Source organism: Acinetobacter sp. RF15B (assembly GCF_007558235.1).
Taxonomy (GTDB): Bacteria; Pseudomonadota; Gammaproteobacteria; order Pseudomonadales; family Moraxellaceae; genus Acinetobacter; species Acinetobacter lwoffii_C.
In genome coordinates this window covers 12,772-29,803 of record NZ_VLSR01000011.1, presented here as the reverse complement: position 1 = coordinate 29,803, position 17,032 = coordinate 12,772, and the positions used below count along the sequence as shown (strand labels likewise).

Below are 17,032 nucleotides of genomic sequence, written 5' to 3'. Positions count from 1 at the left end.
GTCAAGGTGCATTAAAAATACACTAAGGTTCATGATGATAAAAGTCATTTCAGGTTTAGCATTTCTTTGTTTATCGAGCGCAAGTTTCGCAGATTATCACTGTCACGGTAGCATTAAAGATCGTACGATTGATGACAATGTCAGTATCAGTCAACACTGTCAGATTGATAATGCCACGATTAAAGGCAATATCATGCTGTATCAGGGTGCGCAAGCAGTGATTTTAAATACGGCGATTGATGGCAATCTGGAATCGAAAGGACGTTTTAGCTCGGTTCTGGCACAACATAACCAGATTGACGGCAATATCCAGCTAGAAGATGGTCAGACAATGCAGCTTACTGCCAATCAGGTAGAAGGCGATATCCAGCTGAAAAAGAATACCCAAAAAATTACTGTAAATGACAATGTGGTAGACGGTAATTTGCAATGCGAATCTAACCGGATTCAACCGATCGGTGGTAATAACCGAGTCAATGGTGACAAAGAAGGTCAATGTCGCCGTTTATAATTCTGATCAAGACTTGGCTTGTGCTTGAATCAGCTTAAGCCAAGTTTTAAATGCCTTTAATCTTAATCCCCATTTATCATTAATCAAGTAGCAACTATTGTGTAAAGTAAGGGGAGGTAGTTATCAGACATTCTTTTCTTAGTTTCGGTCTTCGCTACAATTACGCTGGCTGCCAGTTAACTGGTAAACATTTGGATTGGCTAGACAACCCTAGTAAAAAAACGTATAACTCCATTTTTCGAATTTACAGGTAGCCACGTTGAAACTTGTTCTTGCACCCATGGAAGGCTTAACCGATCCAATTATGCGCGATGTACTAACATCCGTAGGTAGCTTTGACTGGTGTGTCACCGAGTTTATCCGCGTCACCGACTCCATCCTGCCCGATCATGTTTATCATACCTATTGCCCGGAACTGTTAAATGAGGGCAAAACTGCTGCCGGCACGCCGGTCCATGTGCAGTTTCTGGGCAATAACCCGGAGATGTTGGCAGCGAATGCCGTCAAAGTGGCTGCAATGGGTGCACCGGCAATTGACCTGAATTTTGGTTGTCCGGCGAAAACCGTGAACCGTCATCGTGGTGGGTCGATTTTACTGGATGAACCTGAAGTCGTACATGAGTTAGTCAAAGCTGTGCGTGATGCGGTTCCTGCACACATTCCAGTATCGGCAAAAATGCGCTTAGGCTACATGGATCGCAATTTCATGCTGGACAATGCGCATGCTATTGAAGATGCGGGAGCGTCTTGGGTCACTGTTCATGCGCGTACCAAAGCCGATGGCTATACTCCGCCTGCATTCTGGGATCAGTTACAGCCGATTCGTGAGGCACTCAAGATCAATGTTATTGCCAATGGTGAAATCTGGAACAATGCCGATGCCAAGCAATGCCGTTTGGAGTCGGGCTGTGAAGACCTGATGATTGGTCGCGGTGCAGTCACCACACCAGACTTGACTCAATGTATCCGTCAAAATTCGGATATACCGTTACTGAACTGGAATGACCTGCTGCAACTGCAAATTCGTTTTATCAATGGGCCGGCCAAAACTGAAATTGGGATGGTCGGTCGCTACAAGCAATGGCTCGGCATGATGTCGAAACATTATCCGGAAGCCAAAGCCTTATGGGATGAAGTAAAACGGATTAAGGTTCTGGCCGAGATTACCGAAAAACTGAAAGCTTCAAATATTTAAAACCCAAAAGCCTTTGAATGATTCAAAGGCTTTTTGATGAGCCCATAAAAACCTATAATTGCGGATCTTTCAGATAAAGTTTGGCATGCATAGCAACGGTAAACTCTCCCAACTTTCCTTTCAGAAATGGCTTGAATAATTTAAAAATCATCACACCAAAGAAAAGCAGAAGAATCCACCCTATATTTGACCAGAGTGAGCCAAATATCGATATTGTAGAATTTTCCATATTTTAATTATTCAATTATTTTAGATACTTAAAGCTTAATTTTTTTGTTCAATATTTAACAGAATTTCTTTTTTGTCCAGGCCGCCCGCGAATCCGACCAGCTTGCCGCTACTGCCAATCACGCGATGACAAGGCGTAATAATCGAAATCGGATTTTTACCATTGGCTGCCCCGACAGCACGCACCGCTTTACTGTTGCCAATCTGCTCGGCAATGTCACGATAGCTTCGGGTCTGACCATAGGGAATATTCAGCAAGGCCTGCCAGACTTTTTTCTGAAAATCAGTCCCGATAAATTCTAAAGGTACGTCAAAGGCACTGCGCTGACCGGAGAAATACTCCTGCAATTGGCGTCTGGTTTCAATCAATACCGGATGTTGCAGGCCCTCCACCAGTGACGCCAATTTAAACCAATGGGGCATTTCACCATCCCAGAGTACAGCCACCAGTGCCGTTTCATGTGCCACCAGTCGCAACTGCCCTACAGGTGAATCCATATTCAGATAACTCAGCTGCATGACCATACTCCTCTAAAATGAAGTGTTCTCTTATTCATTTTAATGGAATTTTGAAACGTGCGACAGGCTTTAAGATGAAGATAATTTCATCAACACAAGACCGGAAATAATCAGCACCGCTGCCAGCATGCGCATGGCAGTAGCCGGCTCACCCAGAATAAACACCCCAACCAGAAATGAGCCAACGGCTCCAATTCCAGTCCAGATGGTATAAGCCGTCCCCAAGGGCAATGTGCGCATGGCATACGCCAGTAGCACAAAACTCAGCACCATGAAAAACAGCGTGACAAGACTTGGGGTGAGCCGGGTAAATCCGTCAGACAATTTCATTGAATATGCCCACACGATTTCAAATAAACCCGCAAGAATTAAGATGATCCAGGCCATTTCGCCTTCCTCCTATATGACAGAGTCAGGCCGTCCTGACGATTTTTCCTGTTAATTTTCATTTAAATAAGCAACTAACAAGGGAGGTCGTTCCTCCTGAATAAGGAAAATAGATGATATACAATCCAGTTTCTAGAACTGTAATTTTTACAAAACCTGACTAAAAGAGATCTAATTTAACCCAGCCTTACCCAAATACTCAAGACAGAGCCTTATATTCAACTTATGCTGAATCTGGAGAAATACCCAGTTACTCTTTCCATTTTCATTTAATCAATTTTATTAACAATAAAACTCACAGTTATCCGCAAATTATTAAGTAATACATATCAATTAAATTTAAAGAATAGCGTGGAGATCTTATATGATTCAAGCCAGACCCTATACTTATTGATTACTTTTTGACTCGCCTAAATACTCAAAACTGGTGAATAAACATTCACCGAATTAAAGGCATACACTGTATAAAAAGAACTCTAATCGAATTCTTTTTATACTTTTTTTGTCTAATAAGCAATCAAAAGAGTCACAAATGTTTACATTTTATGCAACTTATCCATATGGTTATCAACATAGATATCTACATACTTATCCACAAAGTTATCCACAGATTTATGCACTTTAAACATTCTAACGATTAAAGTTGAACCTGTCCGACTTTAGCAAGTTCTGCACGCATTTCATCAATTACAGCTTTATAATCCGGTTTGCCAAAGATAGCTGAGCCTGCAACAAACATATCGGCACCTGCTTCCGCAATTTCACGAATATTCGCAGGCCCCACTCCTCCGTCCACTTCCAGACGAATATCACGACCTGAGGCCTCAATCAGCTGACGAGCCTGACGCAGCTTGTCCAAGGTCATTGGAATAAACTTCTGTCCACCAAATCCCGGGTTCACACTCATGAGCAGGATCTGATCAACCTTGTCCATAACATAATCCAGATAATGCAACGGCGTGGCCGGGTTAAAGACCAGACCTGCTTTTGCACCGCTCGATTTGATCAGCTGCAAGGAACGATCGATATGGTCAGAAGCTTCTGGATGAAAGGTAATAATATCCGCACCTGCTTCAAGAAAATCCCCGATCATACGATCAACCGGCTTGACCATCAAATGCACATCAATAGGCGCCTGAATGCCATAGTTTTTTAGAGCTTTACATACGCCTGCACCAAAGGTCAGGTTCGGTACATAATGATTGTCCATCACATCAAAATGAACCACATCTGCCCCAGCGGCTAAGACATTTTCCACTTCTTCCCCTAAACGGGCAAAATCGGCAGACAGAATTGAGGGGGCAATTAAATAAGGTTTGGACATGGAAGAACCTGATGAGCTGAAATTGGATGTGTCTCATTATAGCAAATCCAGTCCGGCGACTGTGCTCTTGATGTTGCAAGAATAAAACACTGTGTCACGCTTATAAGCTTATAACTTGATCAGGACTTGGTTTAAAGTGCAGCTCAGGTTAAAAATTGAGAGACGTGATCATGAAAAGTACAGCCTATCTCCAGACGCAACAAGCTTCACGAATTGCCAAACGCCTGGCTAATCACTGGAAACATAAATTTAATATTGATGAAACCGAACAAAATTTCCTGATTCATTTTCCAGGTGCAGAAGTGAGTCTGACACCCGAGGCAGATCATCTTACCGTAACGATTCAAAGCACAGATGAATCTACTGACCTGAATAAACTTGAAAATGTGGTTCTGGATCATCTGATCCGTATGGGACAGGAGCCACTGACTGCCGAGTGGCAGTACCATGACTCCGATAAAAAATTTAAGGAGTAAGTTGGGCGTGTTCCTACTCAAAAGCTTTGACTGCCTGAATGCGCTCAGCAGTTGCCGGATGGCTGCTCAGAAAACCCCCGAGAGACTTTTCAGCCGGATTTCTTCCATCTTGTTGCTGATTCGTCTCGGCCAGCCGTTCAAGGAAATGAGCAAAGTGTCGGGGCGAAATATGCTGCTTATACAAGGCATTTAAAGCATAACCGCTGGATAGTGCCTAAGCCTAGGCTGCTGACGCGAGGCTCAACTGGAAAAGATAAGGCCCCGGAATCTTCAAAAGAAGCCTGAATATTGCTTGAGTTTTGCATGAATTACCCTGGTTTTTATTATAAGAATTGATACATAAAAACATGGGCCACGCTCTAATTGGGCCCATGCTATTTTTTTCTTTTAGTTATATAAGCCTTAAAGTCACTTAAGGTTGTAATTGTACCGCATGAAACTGTAAATGATCATCGATAAAACTTTGAATAAAGTAATAGCCATGATCATACCCCAAATGTTCACGTAGTGTGAGTTTCTGCTGCACACTGTCACAGGCCTGCTGAAACAGCTCTGGATTCAGCTGATTATAGAACTGATCAGAAGAACCCTGATCAATCAGAATATCATTAAATAAGACCCCTTTGGCTTTGATCAGCTCAGTTGCATCATATTGCTGCCATTCAGCCCGGTTCTCACCCAAATAATGGCTAAAGGCTTTTTCTCCCCATGGACACTGACTTGGCGCACAGATCGGGGCAAATGCCGAGACAGAGCTAAATTTTTCAGGATATTTAAAAGCCAGGGTAAGCGCCCCATGTCCACCCATACTATGACCGAAAATTCCGATTTTACCTGGCTGAATCACAAACTCATCATTCACTAATTGGTAAAGCTCATCTACGATAAAGCTTTCCATCTGATAATGCTCAGCCCAAGGTGTCTGGGTTGCATTGATATAGAATCCGGCACCTTGGCCAATATCCCAGTTGTCGCCTTCTGCCACGCCTTCTCCGCGTGGTGAGGTATCCGGAGTAATCAGAATCAGGCCCAATTGTGCCGCCAAACGCTGTGCATGAGCCTTAATTGCAAAAGTTTCCTCAGTACAGGTCAGGCCAGCAAGGTAAAACAGTGCTGGACAGCTCTCCCCGGCCAGTGCTTGAGGCGGCAGAAAAATTCCAAATCTGGTCGGGGTTTTTAAGGTTTTGCAATCAAAACGATAAATCCGCTGTTCACCGTCGAAGCTTCTATTGTTCTGTACAAGTTCCATGCTATATCCCTATTCTGCTTGCAGACCTGCTGCGAAAAAAATATTTAAGGAGACTGTTTCACAGTTGTCATCTCTGGAAATAACTGCTGCTCCAGTTGCGGCAACATCAGTTCCATATTCTTGCCAATCATCCACTGCGGTTCTGATGGCTCAAAACCTTGAGCAGACTCCCATTTGGCTACTGTATTTGCGGCCTGTTCAAAAGACGCTTTTAAACTGCTGTTCTCACGCATGGCCTCATCAAAAAACGCGCGGCCAAAATAAGTATAGTCGGCTTCATTTGAACAGCCAAAAGACTGGCGGTCCGCCGCAGAAGCAGTAATAACCAGAGTGTTATCATTTTGCAAGGCTGAGACAAAGCTTCCCGAGAAACAGGCAGAAATGACAATCACCCGCCAGCGAATGCCAGAAGCATCCAGCGTCTCGCGTAACCATTTCGGATCGACCTGTGCCAGATCCAAAGGTGCATTTTCCATTTCAAAAGTATTTGGCAAACCATGAGAGGTCATATACAAAAACAGCACATCACTTTCGCGATTCATCTGCTGGCCGATGCGGCGTAGCGCCAACTCCATACTGGTTCTGGAGGCAATCGGTATCTGGGTGCGGGTCGCTGGATGATTCACCAGGGCAATGGAACGGCCATAGGTACCAAAACGGGTATCAAACTGTTCTTTAATCCGCTCGATTTCCGAATAAAACACATCCTGGTAACTGGCGCCAGCAATCCCCATAAAATACCAGTGTGACTGGGCAAACTCTCCATACTGAATATTGTCCAGCGCTTTATTCAGCAGCGTCGGCTGTGCATAAAAGGCATCTTCTGCAAAACTTGGCGGAGTTTCTTCCACTTTCCAGATCGGCTGGTCCTTAATCGAAATCTGCCAGACCACCAGAGTAAATAAAGTGGCCAGTATAATCAGCGCCCGCTCCCACCATGGCCATTGCAGCTCACGCGAGATTACCCAGACCACTGCCAGACTTTGCCAGACAAACAGCACCACAAACAGGGTCGGAATATACGGATACAACACATAAGGCAGATAATCGATATCCCCGAGATACTGAATCAGAGATTGAAACAGCATGATATGCGTATCGAGTACCAGCCATAACAAGGCCGGCACCAACATCAAACGTGGATTATTAATCCGCTGGGACAGAAAAATCCCGACAATCAGGGCAATAAAAGGCCAGAGCGCATAGCTGATCAGACCTTGCGAGTTAAAATCACCAATACGGCCAGAACTCAGCCAGCTAAACAGGCTGTTGGCACAGCCACCCAAAACTCCCCAAAACACCAGCTGGACAATGGAAGGACGCACCAGCTGCAACGAGCGTCGCGATCCTAAAAATAACCATACTCCAGCCATTTGGTTGCTTTTAAAATCATGCCAAAAATTAATGGAGGGTTTAAAGTCGATCATAGGAGGTCAGGGAGATAAATAGCTCGCTCAAGTGTTAAATAAGTGTATGTCTGATAATAGTTTTATCAATGCCAATTGTTACATATATAACAAATCCTTGATTAATTTAGAAGCAGTTATCATCTTAAGCTACAAGTTCATGCTGAAAATATGCATCAAAACGGCAAGCATCACCTTGCCATTGATGATCTGGCTGTTTTCCCGCCAAAAAAACCGCCAGACGCGGGCGTTTTACCACCACACGTTTTGCAATATCCTGTGCCAGTTCCAGCAGATGATCGCCCAGATCCATCTCTCCATCTTCTGGCAGTAGCAGGTGTAAGAGTTGCATCTGCTTTTTGACCTGTGCCTGCTTTTTGGGCGCTTGCTGGTTCTGGTCACGCTGTGGAAACATCGGGTCCAGATACACCACATCGACCAGGTTTTTCTGTTCCGCCCGGGATTTTAAATAATCTGCCGAGTCAGAAAAAACCAGATGAATACGCGCAACCACCTGACTCAAAAAAGCATCCTGACGGGCACGGATATGGCTGTCTTCCAGCAGGGTAAATAGAATCGGGTGCCGCTCTACCAAAGTGACTTGGGCACCTAAATGTGCCATTAACAGGCTGTCATGTCCCAAACCTGCCGTCGCATCAATCAGAAACGGTTTTTCTGCCAGATTACAGGCACGAGCGATCATTTCCGACTTTAAGGATGCACGCTTTAAACGGGCAGTTTCGGCCTGCCAGTCAGGCTGCATTTTCATGCCATTGGCACATAGCCACAAGCCGTCCACATCGACACACAGGCCAAGCTCAGGATGTAAACGAAGAAAGCGGGCATTCAGTTTTTCTACTGTTACAATTTCAGTCTCTACCCCACGAGAAGAAAGCACAGCCTCAAAGTGCTGTGCTTTCTCTACATGGTCAGATTCGGTATAGAGACGAATCTGGTTTACCATAATGTCCAACCTGTATAGGCAAATAACAAGATCAGCAGCCCGGATACAATCCGGTACCAGGCAAAGATCATGAAATCGCGTTTGGCTACATATGCCACCAAAGCACGGATTAATAGCAAGGCCGAAACAAAGGACACCAAAATCCCGACTGCCAGCACGACCCAGTCTTCGGTGGTATGGAAAACCCCATAGCTTTGATACAGGTCGAGCAGACCCGCCCCCACAATCACCGGAATTCCCAGAAAGAAAGAAAACTCGGTTGCCGCCTTACGCGATACACCGAGGAACATCGCCCCAATAATGGTCGCACCCGAGCGTGAAGTGCCCGGTATCAAGGACAAAACCTGAATCAGTCCGATCCAGACCGCATCTTTAATAGTCAGATCTTCAACCTCTTTGGCGCGCACCTGCGGAGGATTCTTTTCGATCCAGATAATGATCAGGCCACCCACAATCAGCCCAATGGCAATCGCAATATTGTTAAATAACAGCTCTTTGACAGTTTGTCCCAAAGTCAGACCGACCAGCACAATCGGAATAGAAGCCAGTATCAATCCAATACCCAAACGGCGTCCCTGAGGTTCGCCACTTACAATCCCGGTCGCCGCACCCCAGAGTCGGGTCCAGTACTCATAAATAACCGCAGCAATTGCTCCCATCTGAATGGCAATCACAAATACATCACTTTTTTCTTTGCTCCAGAAGTTCATTAACTCTGAAGCCAAAATCAGATGCCCAGTACTGGAAATAGGCAAAAACTCGGTAATACCTTCGACTATACCCATGATTGCCGCTTTGAGCAGCAGTAAAAGATCCATGCTTAATCCTAATTAATTATGCTTTGCCTTGTTCTGGAATTTTTTTCCACGCGTTCTCACGTAAATAAACAGGTAATGCCAATTCTGCACTGACCCAGTTTTCATTTTTTGCTGCCGCACGTGCAATGACTGCAATATCCTGTGCAGTTGCACTCACTGCTTTATAATCAGACTGTTCATTTTGCACCAACTCGGCACCTGAACCTACTGGCATAAATATGGCAGCCTTAGCCCCATCGGCATAACTTAATAATTGTTCTTCATGGACTGGCTGCATAATACCTGTATCATCAAGCCGATAGCTGGCAATGTAAACTTCGTTCATGCGCGCATCTAGCACAGCAGAGACCTCGGTTAGCCCCTGCAAACGATAAGCTGCCTGTGCTAAAGCCTGTAAAGTCGAGACAGGAATCACTGGCAAGTCATTTGACCAGGCCAGGGCTTGAGTCACTGCTGCATTAATCCGGACGCCACTAAATGAACCCGGTCCGCGGCTAAAAGCAATCGCGGTGAGATCAGCTACAGCTAGTCCCAATTCGTTCAAGCCTTGTTCAATCATGGGAAGAATGGTTTGCGTTTGTGCCTTGGCGCGCGCATCCAGCTGAAAAAATAACGTTTGAGTATCATCAATCACAGAAACGGAACACTGCTCATTGGCAGTTTCCAGTGCCAGCACTTTCATGCACACCCTTATTCAGAGAATATAAAAACGCAGATATAATACTCCACTGCTATCCTCTAGGCGAGATTTTCACGAGCAGGATACAAAAATGCCTAGAAAAATCTAGGCTTATTGGAGGGTATGCTTATCCTCTTGCGCTGCGAACAAAGCGATGCCTGATCCACAGCCCAATCTATTTATGACGTGTTAACAGCTCTAAGTTTGATAAAATTTTGAATTAGAGCTGAACTTCTTCCAGAGCCTGGAATTTCGGAAAATGCCCGGCATAATGCATCGCGCTCATTTTCAGCTTTTGAATACTGGCTTCATCCAGAGTCTTGACAACCTTGCCAGGAGATCCCATCACGACCGAATTGTCAGGAATTACTTTGCCTTCGGGAATCAGGGCATTGGCGCCAATAATACAATTCTTACCAATCACTGCATGGTTCAAGATCACGGCCTGAATCCCGATCAGGCTATTCTCGCCAATGGTACAGCCATGCAACATCGCCTGATGACCAATGGTGACATAATTGCCGATATGCATCTCAATGCCCGCATCGGTATGTAGCACAGCATTTTCCTGTACATTGGTAAAATCCCCCAAATGAATTTTACTGTTATCTGCACGGACCACTGCACCAAACCAGATGCTAACCTGCTTGCCGAGTTCGACCTGCCCGATCACTGTCGCAGTCGGGGCAACCCAACCGTCCCACGGTTGATGCAGTGCTTGAGGCATATGTCCCTGAAACTTGTATAACATGGCTGAAATCCTGTTCAATAGTTAAAAAATTTGGAGCGTGTAAACACAGGTGAATTCAGTAAAAATGGCCAGTCTTTTTTATAATCCAAACCATACTGAAATAATGAAATCAACATACGCGCCGTCAGGCCCCAGACAATTTCATTCTCCACCCGCATACTCGGAAAATATAAGGACTGCTGAGCAAAGCGCACTTCATAAGGTATCGGCTGGGCATCCAGCAAATGCTGTAAAGAAACAAAAAATATCCGGTCAATTTCTGAAGGCTGAGCAATCAGCTCAACCTGTGGTGGAATTAGTCCGACAATCGGTTTGACCAGCATGCCATTTCGGGCTTTTTGCATGGGCAAGTCACCCATTAAATGTACATCAAAAGGGCTGAGTGCCGTTTCCTCATAGGCTTCTCGCAGAGCCACGACAATATTACTGGTATCCTGTGGATCACGTTTCCCGCCTGGAAAGGAAACTTCTCCGGCATGACTATTCAGATAAGCCGAACGGCGTGTCAGTAATACTTTGGGATTAGCTTCATCTGTAATAGCAATCAACACAGCAGCATGTGCAATCTGAATACGTTTGGAAAAACGTAAACGTTGCTGTAACTTTTGTGTCAATTCCAGCTCATGCATTGATTTTTCTCCTGATAAGGATGATTTCATCATAGCTGATTTTTGATTCAACTGGATAGAAATGATGCCAAAATTTGATTTTTCAGTTATCCTGACCTTACCCAGTATCATTGATGATGAATATGAACTTCTGTGTGAATTGTGGACATACGACAACAGATAAAATTCCTTTAGGCGACCAGCAGCTTCGCAAGGTATGTACCACCTGTGGATATATTCATTACATCAACCCCAAAATTATTTGTGGTGCCTTGGTGGTCTGGGAAAATAAAGTCTTGCTCTGCCGCCGTGCAATCGAACCACGTTATGGTTTATGGACTTTACCCGCCGGCTATATGGAACTGTTTGAGACCATGGAACAAGGGGCAGCGCGGGAAACTCGTGAAGAAGCCGAGGCTGAAATCGAGATTGAACAGTTGTACTGTATGTATAATATTCCGCGGATTGGCCAGATTTATGTCCTGTTTAAGTCCACCCTACTTAATGGGAAATTTGGTGCGGGTGCAGAAACCATTGAAAGCCAACTGTTTGAGGAAGAAAATATCCCCTGGTCGGAACTGGCCTTTCCAAGTGTAGAGCAGACACTTCGGCATTATTTTGAAGACCGTAAAACTCATCATTTTCCGATGCATCTGGAAACTTTAGGTACACGTCTGGATCACACAGGTTAAAAAAGATCGGGAAATCAGCAAAAAATTTGGCTTAAAATGAAGCGTGATCAGTAAAAAACCTTAGAAATATTTCTTTATTTTCTATAACAAGCGCTTATTTTTTCCAATATATTCAAACACTTGAATCAAATAAATTATTTTTTCAGCAAAATAAGAACCTCCCACCTACACCAAAAACCTCTGCAAAAGCCAACATCTGCTCTTAGCTTTTATAGATGTCGAAACCGCACTATGACCCTCAACTCTTACACTTATTCTAGAAACCGTCATTTTTAATATAAGTCCACCTTATATTTCAAAATACAGGGGTACTTTCTGGATTGAATTATAAATGAGGTTTTTGAACATTTACTTTCAGGAACCTCAAACAAAAAATGCCAGTCAATTTTTTTCACTGACTGGCATCCTGCTTTAAGACAGGTTGCTTATCTATAACCTTGATTATCCATTGGCCTTCGCCTTAACCTGATAACACTCAGCCAATCTAAAAGAGACTTCTCCACCACTATATTTCGCCACCTCGATCTCAGCAGGGCTCTCATCCGTATTATTGTTATTATAAATTTTCTGGAAGCTGGCATAGGTATTGGCCCAACCAACATTTTCTCCAGCAGAGTTAGCGAAACTGACCCGTCCTGCTTGTCCAACTGGTGTACTCAGCACATGGTTTAAATTCAGTAGCGCTCCCCCGACCACAATCAGATCAGCTGAATTACTTGAACCTTGAATACTCGAGTTCAGTCCAATCAAGGCTCCATTCAATGAAGCAAACACCGGATCTGCGAAGATCAAACGCATGGATACCGTTTTATCCTGAGTAAAGGCACGCCCCAAAGTCCCGAGTCGGTATTGTTGCACGCCTCTTTCATCCAGAAGATTATTTGTCAAGACGTCACCTGTACAACCATTCACTGGATCAGTCGAAAGTTGGGTGGCTGACTGACGGTTGGTACGCACATTGCCATTACTGTCAATCATAATTCCGACTGTCACCGGATCAACACTGCTCTCTGTAAATTTAAACTCCAGATTACCGTACATTGGAAAGATATAGCTCTCTCCTGGGCGAACATTTTCAACTGTTTTAAAAACTTGCCGGTCCAGATAACTGATTGGATAAATCTTATAAAGATCTACGCTTCCCCTATAATCTTCATTGTCCGCATTCATGCGCCATAAGCCTAAGCTTGCACGGTCATTGTCATCTAAACTGGTTTTACCAGTGATCAGTTTATAGAAATTTTCTTTTCCAGCCATCACATAATCACTGAGCAAACGCCCCTGATAAACCTCAAGTTGGCTCTCATTATTTGCCTCTTTATGCCCAATATTCATTTTATAATTTGAAATAGTCTTAGTTGCAGGGTGAATCCATGAGGTCTGAGGATTTGCGGTCATCTGCTGGGGTTTGACTTTACGGATTAACTCGGCATTGATTCCTCCGAGTGAGCTCAGATTACTATCAGCAAGCTTTAACTGGCTATCGCGCCATTGCAGTCCACTGCCGAAAGTATAGCCTTGACGATCGGTAATCAACATGAAATGACCAAACAAGTATTTATTTGTTTTATCTTTAATATCACAACTTGGTTTATTACATCCCGTCAGGCCATCTGAACCCGAGAACTGATTGCCGATAATCCCGGATGTAGAGAATAAAGAAAATTCTGGCTGATAGACTGCAGCATTGGCAATATTGGCTAACTTTTCCACCACCTTAAATGCCTGCTCATCACTAATCTTGCTAATATCCAGTGCCGGTTTCAGGATTTCTACAAAGTCAGTATCCGTCAATTTAATATTTTTGCTGAGCTGATCTAGGGCTTTACGACTATCTTCAATATAGAGCGGCTGTACATCCGTCGGATTATAAATATTCCCTTGATCTAGTGCCATGGTCTGCCAGATTTTCACCAGTTTCATCGCTACCTGAACCGTGGCATCCGAAGGTTTCAACTCATATACAGATCGGCCAGTAATACCTTTGGCAATATCCAGAACACTCAAGCGTGGAAGCTGGCTGGTCGTGCTCAAGCTCAGAAACTCACTCAGTTTAATTGATCCAAGCTCAATCTTACGTCCACCATGACTTTCAATATAGAATTCCACATGATCCGTTTTTTGGCAGCTTCCTGAAGCCACTCCATCGCGTACATTAAACAAAGTAATAAACTTATTTTCTTTATCTCCGCTACAATTAAATTTCAGACCATCTAATGGATATTCAAGTCCCCACTCCAGACAGTTACTTGCTGTAGGATTACAAGAGCCGTTGGTTGTCGCTTCCTCGGGTTCTGGTATGACGTTGGCGCTTTCTCCTGCGCAGGCGGTTAAAGCCATCACCAGGGTAGTTAAAGCAAATGGATATAATAAATTCTTTTTCATTTTTTTTACTCAAATTATCCTTAACGAATTGCGACCAGTTTTAATTGTCCGTAATTAGTGAGCTGCTTGTCTTCAATATCAATCGCTGAAGCTAATGGGGTTAATAACAGATAGCGAGCCTGTTCTGGGACCTGGATAATCCCTTCAATATACTCATGTCGTATAATATTCGCTGCTTGTTGCTGACTTTTAAAGCCCCCTGCTCCTTCGAGTACACAAGCTTTCTGATCTAAAAATACTGCAAATGGCCAGTAATAAGCAGGATTATGCTGGCGCGCTGCATAAGACTGAATCTGTACATTTTTAATACCCGGATCAAGCCTCACTATTTCAAAATCAAACTCATCCGCCTTTAAAGGTGCGCGTGGCCATAAATTGATACGTTTACCTACAATCATGTGTTTGGCCTGCTGAACTTTTTTATGCTTAAAACATTGCTGTCCCAGACTCTCAACAGTTTCTAACTGTGAAATACGATAATAGCTTTGCGCAAGTGTAATAGGAGCCGTATCTACACTCGGACCAGCAAATAAAGATTTTAGAATAGACTGCCCAACGCCTTTCTCACGCTCAACCGTTTGTATTCGGGTTGATCCTATATTCTTATCCACCACTCCTTCCGGCATACTGTAAAAACGCTTTTTGCCTTCTAAATTAAACTCTTTGCTTTCCAGATATTCACTCTCTACATAATCCACGCCATCTATGTGACTAAATCCACTCTTTGGAGCAGGTGTGAGATGAGGAAGTGTGACAGCTTGCTGAGGTTTGGATTGAGATACATTGGAAGCTGAAAAACTTGTTACCTGTGTAGCTGCCTCTACCTCTGGATACCCGACTTTAGCTTCTACTTCTAGTTGTACTGGTTGTACCAACCTCATTTCTGGCTCAGCCTTGGTCACATTATTTTCTGATGCGCTCTGTGACTTCTGCCGTGCCTGTTGGGAGAGGACTTTGGGAGAAGAGTAAGATACTGAAGCAGGTTGAACTTTTTTTGTCGTAGTTTTCTGCTCAGTAGCAGTACGTGGCACCACCAAAGGTCGGCCATCCGGACCAATGATGCTAATAAACTCTTTAGCATAGCTATACCATGACCATGACCATGATCCCAAACTCATGGCGAGTAATAGCTTTAACCCTGTCTTCCCTGCTTTCATCATATTTTTCTTACCAGCGTGTACGATAGTTCAAACCTAAAATAGTAATCTTGGTATCTGTTTTGACATTCAAGCCTGCATAAGGGTTGAGCAACAGGTTATTGACACCTGTCTGATTCGCCAGGCTACTGGTATTGGCAGGAATGTTATCTTTACTGCGCAGAAAGCCAATAGATAAGTCCAGATCGGTATCAGCATCGAAACGGTAACCCAGTCCTAGGCCAAATAACTGTGCCCCATTAATAGGAACCATCGTATTTCGTTTATCCTTAGGAATTGCACTGGTTCTTGGCTCATAGCCCGCACGTAGTTTTAAACGGTCGGTCGCTGAATATTCTACTCCTATGCCGAAGTTCCACGGCGATTCAAATCCTAAAGGCAAGGCAAGCGAAGAATCCGTGACATGCGGGGATAAAAGTTTGGCAATTTTTAAAGCAGAAATACTACGGTCAAATTCAAATTTAAACTGCTCCCATGCTTTATAGTCCGTCCAGCCAATATCAAGATTAACTTGTAAATCCGGCATGAGTTTATATTTAATACCGGCCTGAAAGTGGGCTGGATATTCAAAATCCATCGCCACCAGACCTGATTCACTGCTAGGAATATAATTGGGAAAACCCAGAATCGCAGCCAGGATCTGACCGGTTGGTGAAGTCATTAATCCCCGAATCAATTCCTGAGGTGCTTTAACATTATCAATATGATATTTGCCCTTTAAGCGCATTTTTGCCGCGCTTTGATAAACCATACCAAAACTAAAGTCTTCCGTTGGCTCCCATAAGATACCCAAGTTATAACTTGGACTGAGGTTCTGCTCCAGTGCCAGCTCCATTTGGCCAAATTTACCAAATGGATTCATCCCTTCTTCAGCATTACAGATTCCGAGTAATAAAATATCGGTAATGATGTCGGAGTTTTCTTTAAATGGTGTACATACGACTTCATCAATCATACGTAACATGCCGATCAGCTCATTCGGAAAACGTAAATCTGTTTTCATGGCAACGGCCTGATAAGACATTCCCACAGATGCCCCAATCGAAAGCTGGTCATTAATCTCATAACCAATGGATGGGGACAGATAAGTGATCCTTTCCAAAGCGACCTGCTGTCCCATAAAGTTGGCGGGATTACCATCTTCATGGCCAAAACCTGCAATTAAAGGTGCATATACAGCTGTAGCATAGGTTGCTTTCGATCCAGGTGGATTATAAGCGACTCCCATCGTCGGTGCCGCAATCGGCAAACCTTCTCCCAAATCCACCATTTTTTTCAGAATAGGCACATACAGGCTGACATATTCTACATCGCCGTTAACCGGTCCCTTGAAGTCGGTACACAGGTCAGATGAAACTTCTGGTCCGTCGTGACAGACTAGAGGATCATCAGAATAACCGAAGACGTTATAGCCTGCTGGAACACTAAACTCACGCTGAATATTGAAATCTGCAATAATAATTTGTTGCTCGGTTTGCAGACCATCAATCTTGGTAAGTCCTGCCGGGTTAAAGTGAATGGCATTCACCCCTGGAGGGTCTGCAGTCACCGCATTCCCCATGGACAATGCACGCAAATCAACCGAAAGGTTGGTTCCCAACTGTGCAAAGGTATAACTTGAACAGCCCGCAAGAATAATTCCTGTTAATAACGGGCTGAGTCGAATGTTCTTCATACGACAGC

The 17,032-nt window shown here is 43.9% G+C and carries 18 protein-coding genes and 1 pseudogene; 5 read left to right on the top strand and 14 right to left on the bottom strand.

From position 1 onward, the window contains the following. Nucleotides 1–34 precede the first annotated feature (34 nt). Both E2K74_RS09785 and E2K74_RS09780 read left to right on the top strand, forming a co-directional pair. Nucleotides 35–511 carry a hypothetical protein gene (locus E2K74_RS09785; protein ID WP_151207316.1) on the top strand — a complete coding sequence of 159 codons (477 nt, stop codon included), beginning with the start codon at nucleotides 35–37 and terminating at the stop codon, nucleotides 509–511. A gap of 259 nt (nucleotides 512–770) precedes the next feature. After that, complete coding sequence (locus tag E2K74_RS09780; RefSeq protein WP_201798516.1) at nucleotides 771–1,706, top strand: tRNA dihydrouridine synthase; 936 nt, start codon at nucleotides 771–773, stop codon at nucleotides 1,704–1,706. A gap of 58 nt (nucleotides 1,707–1,764) precedes the next feature. Here E2K74_RS09780 and E2K74_RS15055 read toward each other — a convergent pair. The 4 genes and pseudogenes from E2K74_RS15055 to rpe all read right to left on the bottom strand — a co-directional run. Beyond that, nucleotides 1,765–1,935, bottom strand: a pseudogene (locus E2K74_RS15055) (NERD domain-containing protein); the annotation flags it as partial. Between the two features lie 35 nt (nucleotides 1,936–1,970). Further along, nucleotides 1,971–2,453: a methylated-DNA--[protein]-cysteine S-methyltransferase gene (locus tag E2K74_RS09770; RefSeq protein ID WP_151204366.1), complete on the bottom strand. Its 483-nt coding sequence runs from the start codon at nucleotides 2,451–2,453 to the stop codon at nucleotides 1,971–1,973. A gap of 69 nt (nucleotides 2,454–2,522) precedes the next feature. Then, nucleotides 2,523–2,840, bottom strand: coding sequence for a quaternary ammonium compound efflux SMR transporter SugE (gene sugE, locus E2K74_RS09765; protein WP_151204363.1), 318 nt, complete (start codon nucleotides 2,838–2,840; stop codon nucleotides 2,523–2,525). A 637-nt stretch (nucleotides 2,841–3,477) separates the two neighbouring features. After that, nucleotides 3,478–4,164 carry a ribulose-phosphate 3-epimerase gene (gene rpe, locus E2K74_RS09760; RefSeq protein WP_151207314.1) on the bottom strand — a complete coding sequence of 229 codons (687 nt, stop codon included), beginning with the start codon at nucleotides 4,162–4,164 and terminating at the stop codon, nucleotides 3,478–3,480. Between the two features lie 170 nt (nucleotides 4,165–4,334). Between rpe and E2K74_RS09755 the strand changes: the two genes are divergently transcribed. Then, nucleotides 4,335–4,640 carry a DUF2218 domain-containing protein gene (locus tag E2K74_RS09755; RefSeq protein ID WP_151204361.1) on the top strand — a complete coding sequence of 102 codons (306 nt, stop codon included), beginning with the start codon at nucleotides 4,335–4,337 and terminating at the stop codon, nucleotides 4,638–4,640. A 7-nt stretch (nucleotides 4,641–4,647) separates the two neighbouring features. Beyond that, nucleotides 4,648–4,833: a hypothetical protein gene (locus E2K74_RS14585; RefSeq protein ID WP_161981128.1), complete on the top strand. Its 186-nt coding sequence runs from the start codon at nucleotides 4,648–4,650 to the stop codon at nucleotides 4,831–4,833. A 219-nt stretch (nucleotides 4,834–5,052) separates the two neighbouring features. Here the strand turns inward: E2K74_RS14585 and fghA are convergent, their stop codons facing one another. From fghA to E2K74_RS09715, 7 genes are all read right to left on the bottom strand, one after another. Then, nucleotides 5,053–5,889: an S-formylglutathione hydrolase gene (gene fghA / locus E2K74_RS09745; RefSeq protein ID WP_151207312.1), complete on the bottom strand. Its 837-nt coding sequence runs from the start codon at nucleotides 5,887–5,889 to the stop codon at nucleotides 5,053–5,055. Between the two features lie 44 nt (nucleotides 5,890–5,933). Next, on the bottom strand, nucleotides 5,934–7,316 hold the full coding sequence (locus tag E2K74_RS09740) for a C13 family peptidase (protein WP_151204358.1): 1,383 nt from the start codon (nucleotides 7,314–7,316) through the stop codon (nucleotides 5,934–5,936). 124 nt (nucleotides 7,317–7,440) lie between these two features. Continuing rightward, nucleotides 7,441–8,259 (bottom strand): class I SAM-dependent methyltransferase, encoded by an 819-nt coding sequence (locus E2K74_RS09735; protein WP_151204357.1) that lies wholly within the window; start codon nucleotides 8,257–8,259, stop codon nucleotides 7,441–7,443. Further along, nucleotides 8,253–9,077, bottom strand: coding sequence for an undecaprenyl-diphosphate phosphatase (locus E2K74_RS09730; protein ID WP_151204356.1), 825 nt, complete (start codon nucleotides 9,075–9,077; stop codon nucleotides 8,253–8,255). The genes E2K74_RS09735 and E2K74_RS09730 overlap by 7 nt, the downstream gene beginning before the upstream one ends. Before the next feature lie 16 nt (nucleotides 9,078–9,093). Then, complete coding sequence (gene tsaB / locus E2K74_RS09725) at nucleotides 9,094–9,759, bottom strand: tRNA (adenosine(37)-N6)-threonylcarbamoyltransferase complex dimerization subunit type 1 TsaB (protein ID WP_151207310.1); 666 nt, start codon at nucleotides 9,757–9,759, stop codon at nucleotides 9,094–9,096. Between the two features lie 217 nt (nucleotides 9,760–9,976). Beyond that, complete coding sequence (locus tag E2K74_RS09720) at nucleotides 9,977–10,507, bottom strand: gamma carbonic anhydrase family protein (protein WP_151204354.1); 531 nt, start codon at nucleotides 10,505–10,507, stop codon at nucleotides 9,977–9,979. Nucleotides 10,508–10,521: 14 nt separating this feature from the next. Continuing rightward, complete coding sequence (locus E2K74_RS09715) at nucleotides 10,522–11,136, bottom strand: NUDIX hydrolase (RefSeq protein ID WP_151204353.1); 615 nt, start codon at nucleotides 11,134–11,136, stop codon at nucleotides 10,522–10,524. 122 nt (nucleotides 11,137–11,258) lie between these two features. On the opposite strand from E2K74_RS09715, the gene E2K74_RS09710 reads away from it, so the two are divergent. After that, nucleotides 11,259–11,807 (top strand): NUDIX hydrolase, encoded by a 549-nt coding sequence (locus E2K74_RS09710; RefSeq protein WP_161982794.1) that lies wholly within the window; start codon nucleotides 11,259–11,261, stop codon nucleotides 11,805–11,807. Between the two features lie 441 nt (nucleotides 11,808–12,248). Here E2K74_RS09710 and E2K74_RS09705 read toward each other — a convergent pair whose 3' ends face one another. Genes E2K74_RS09705 through E2K74_RS09695 form a run of 3 tightly spaced genes read right to left on the bottom strand, consistent with a single transcriptional unit; the run spans nucleotide 12,249 to nucleotide 17,024 of the window. Beyond that, entirely contained in the window at nucleotides 12,249–14,192 is a 1,944-nt protein-coding gene (locus E2K74_RS09705) for a hypothetical protein (protein ID WP_151207307.1), read from the bottom strand. 20 nt (nucleotides 14,193–14,212) lie between these two features. After that, entirely contained in the window at nucleotides 14,213–15,352 is a 1,140-nt protein-coding gene (filE, locus tag E2K74_RS09700; protein WP_151207306.1) for a putative pilus assembly protein FilE, read from the bottom strand. Between the two features lie 7 nt (nucleotides 15,353–15,359). Beyond that, a complete protein-coding gene (locus tag E2K74_RS09695) occupies nucleotides 15,360–17,024 on the bottom strand; it encodes an OmpP1/FadL family transporter (protein ID WP_151207304.1) in 1,665 nt (554 codons plus the stop codon). Nucleotides 17,025–17,032: the final 8 nt, after the last annotated feature.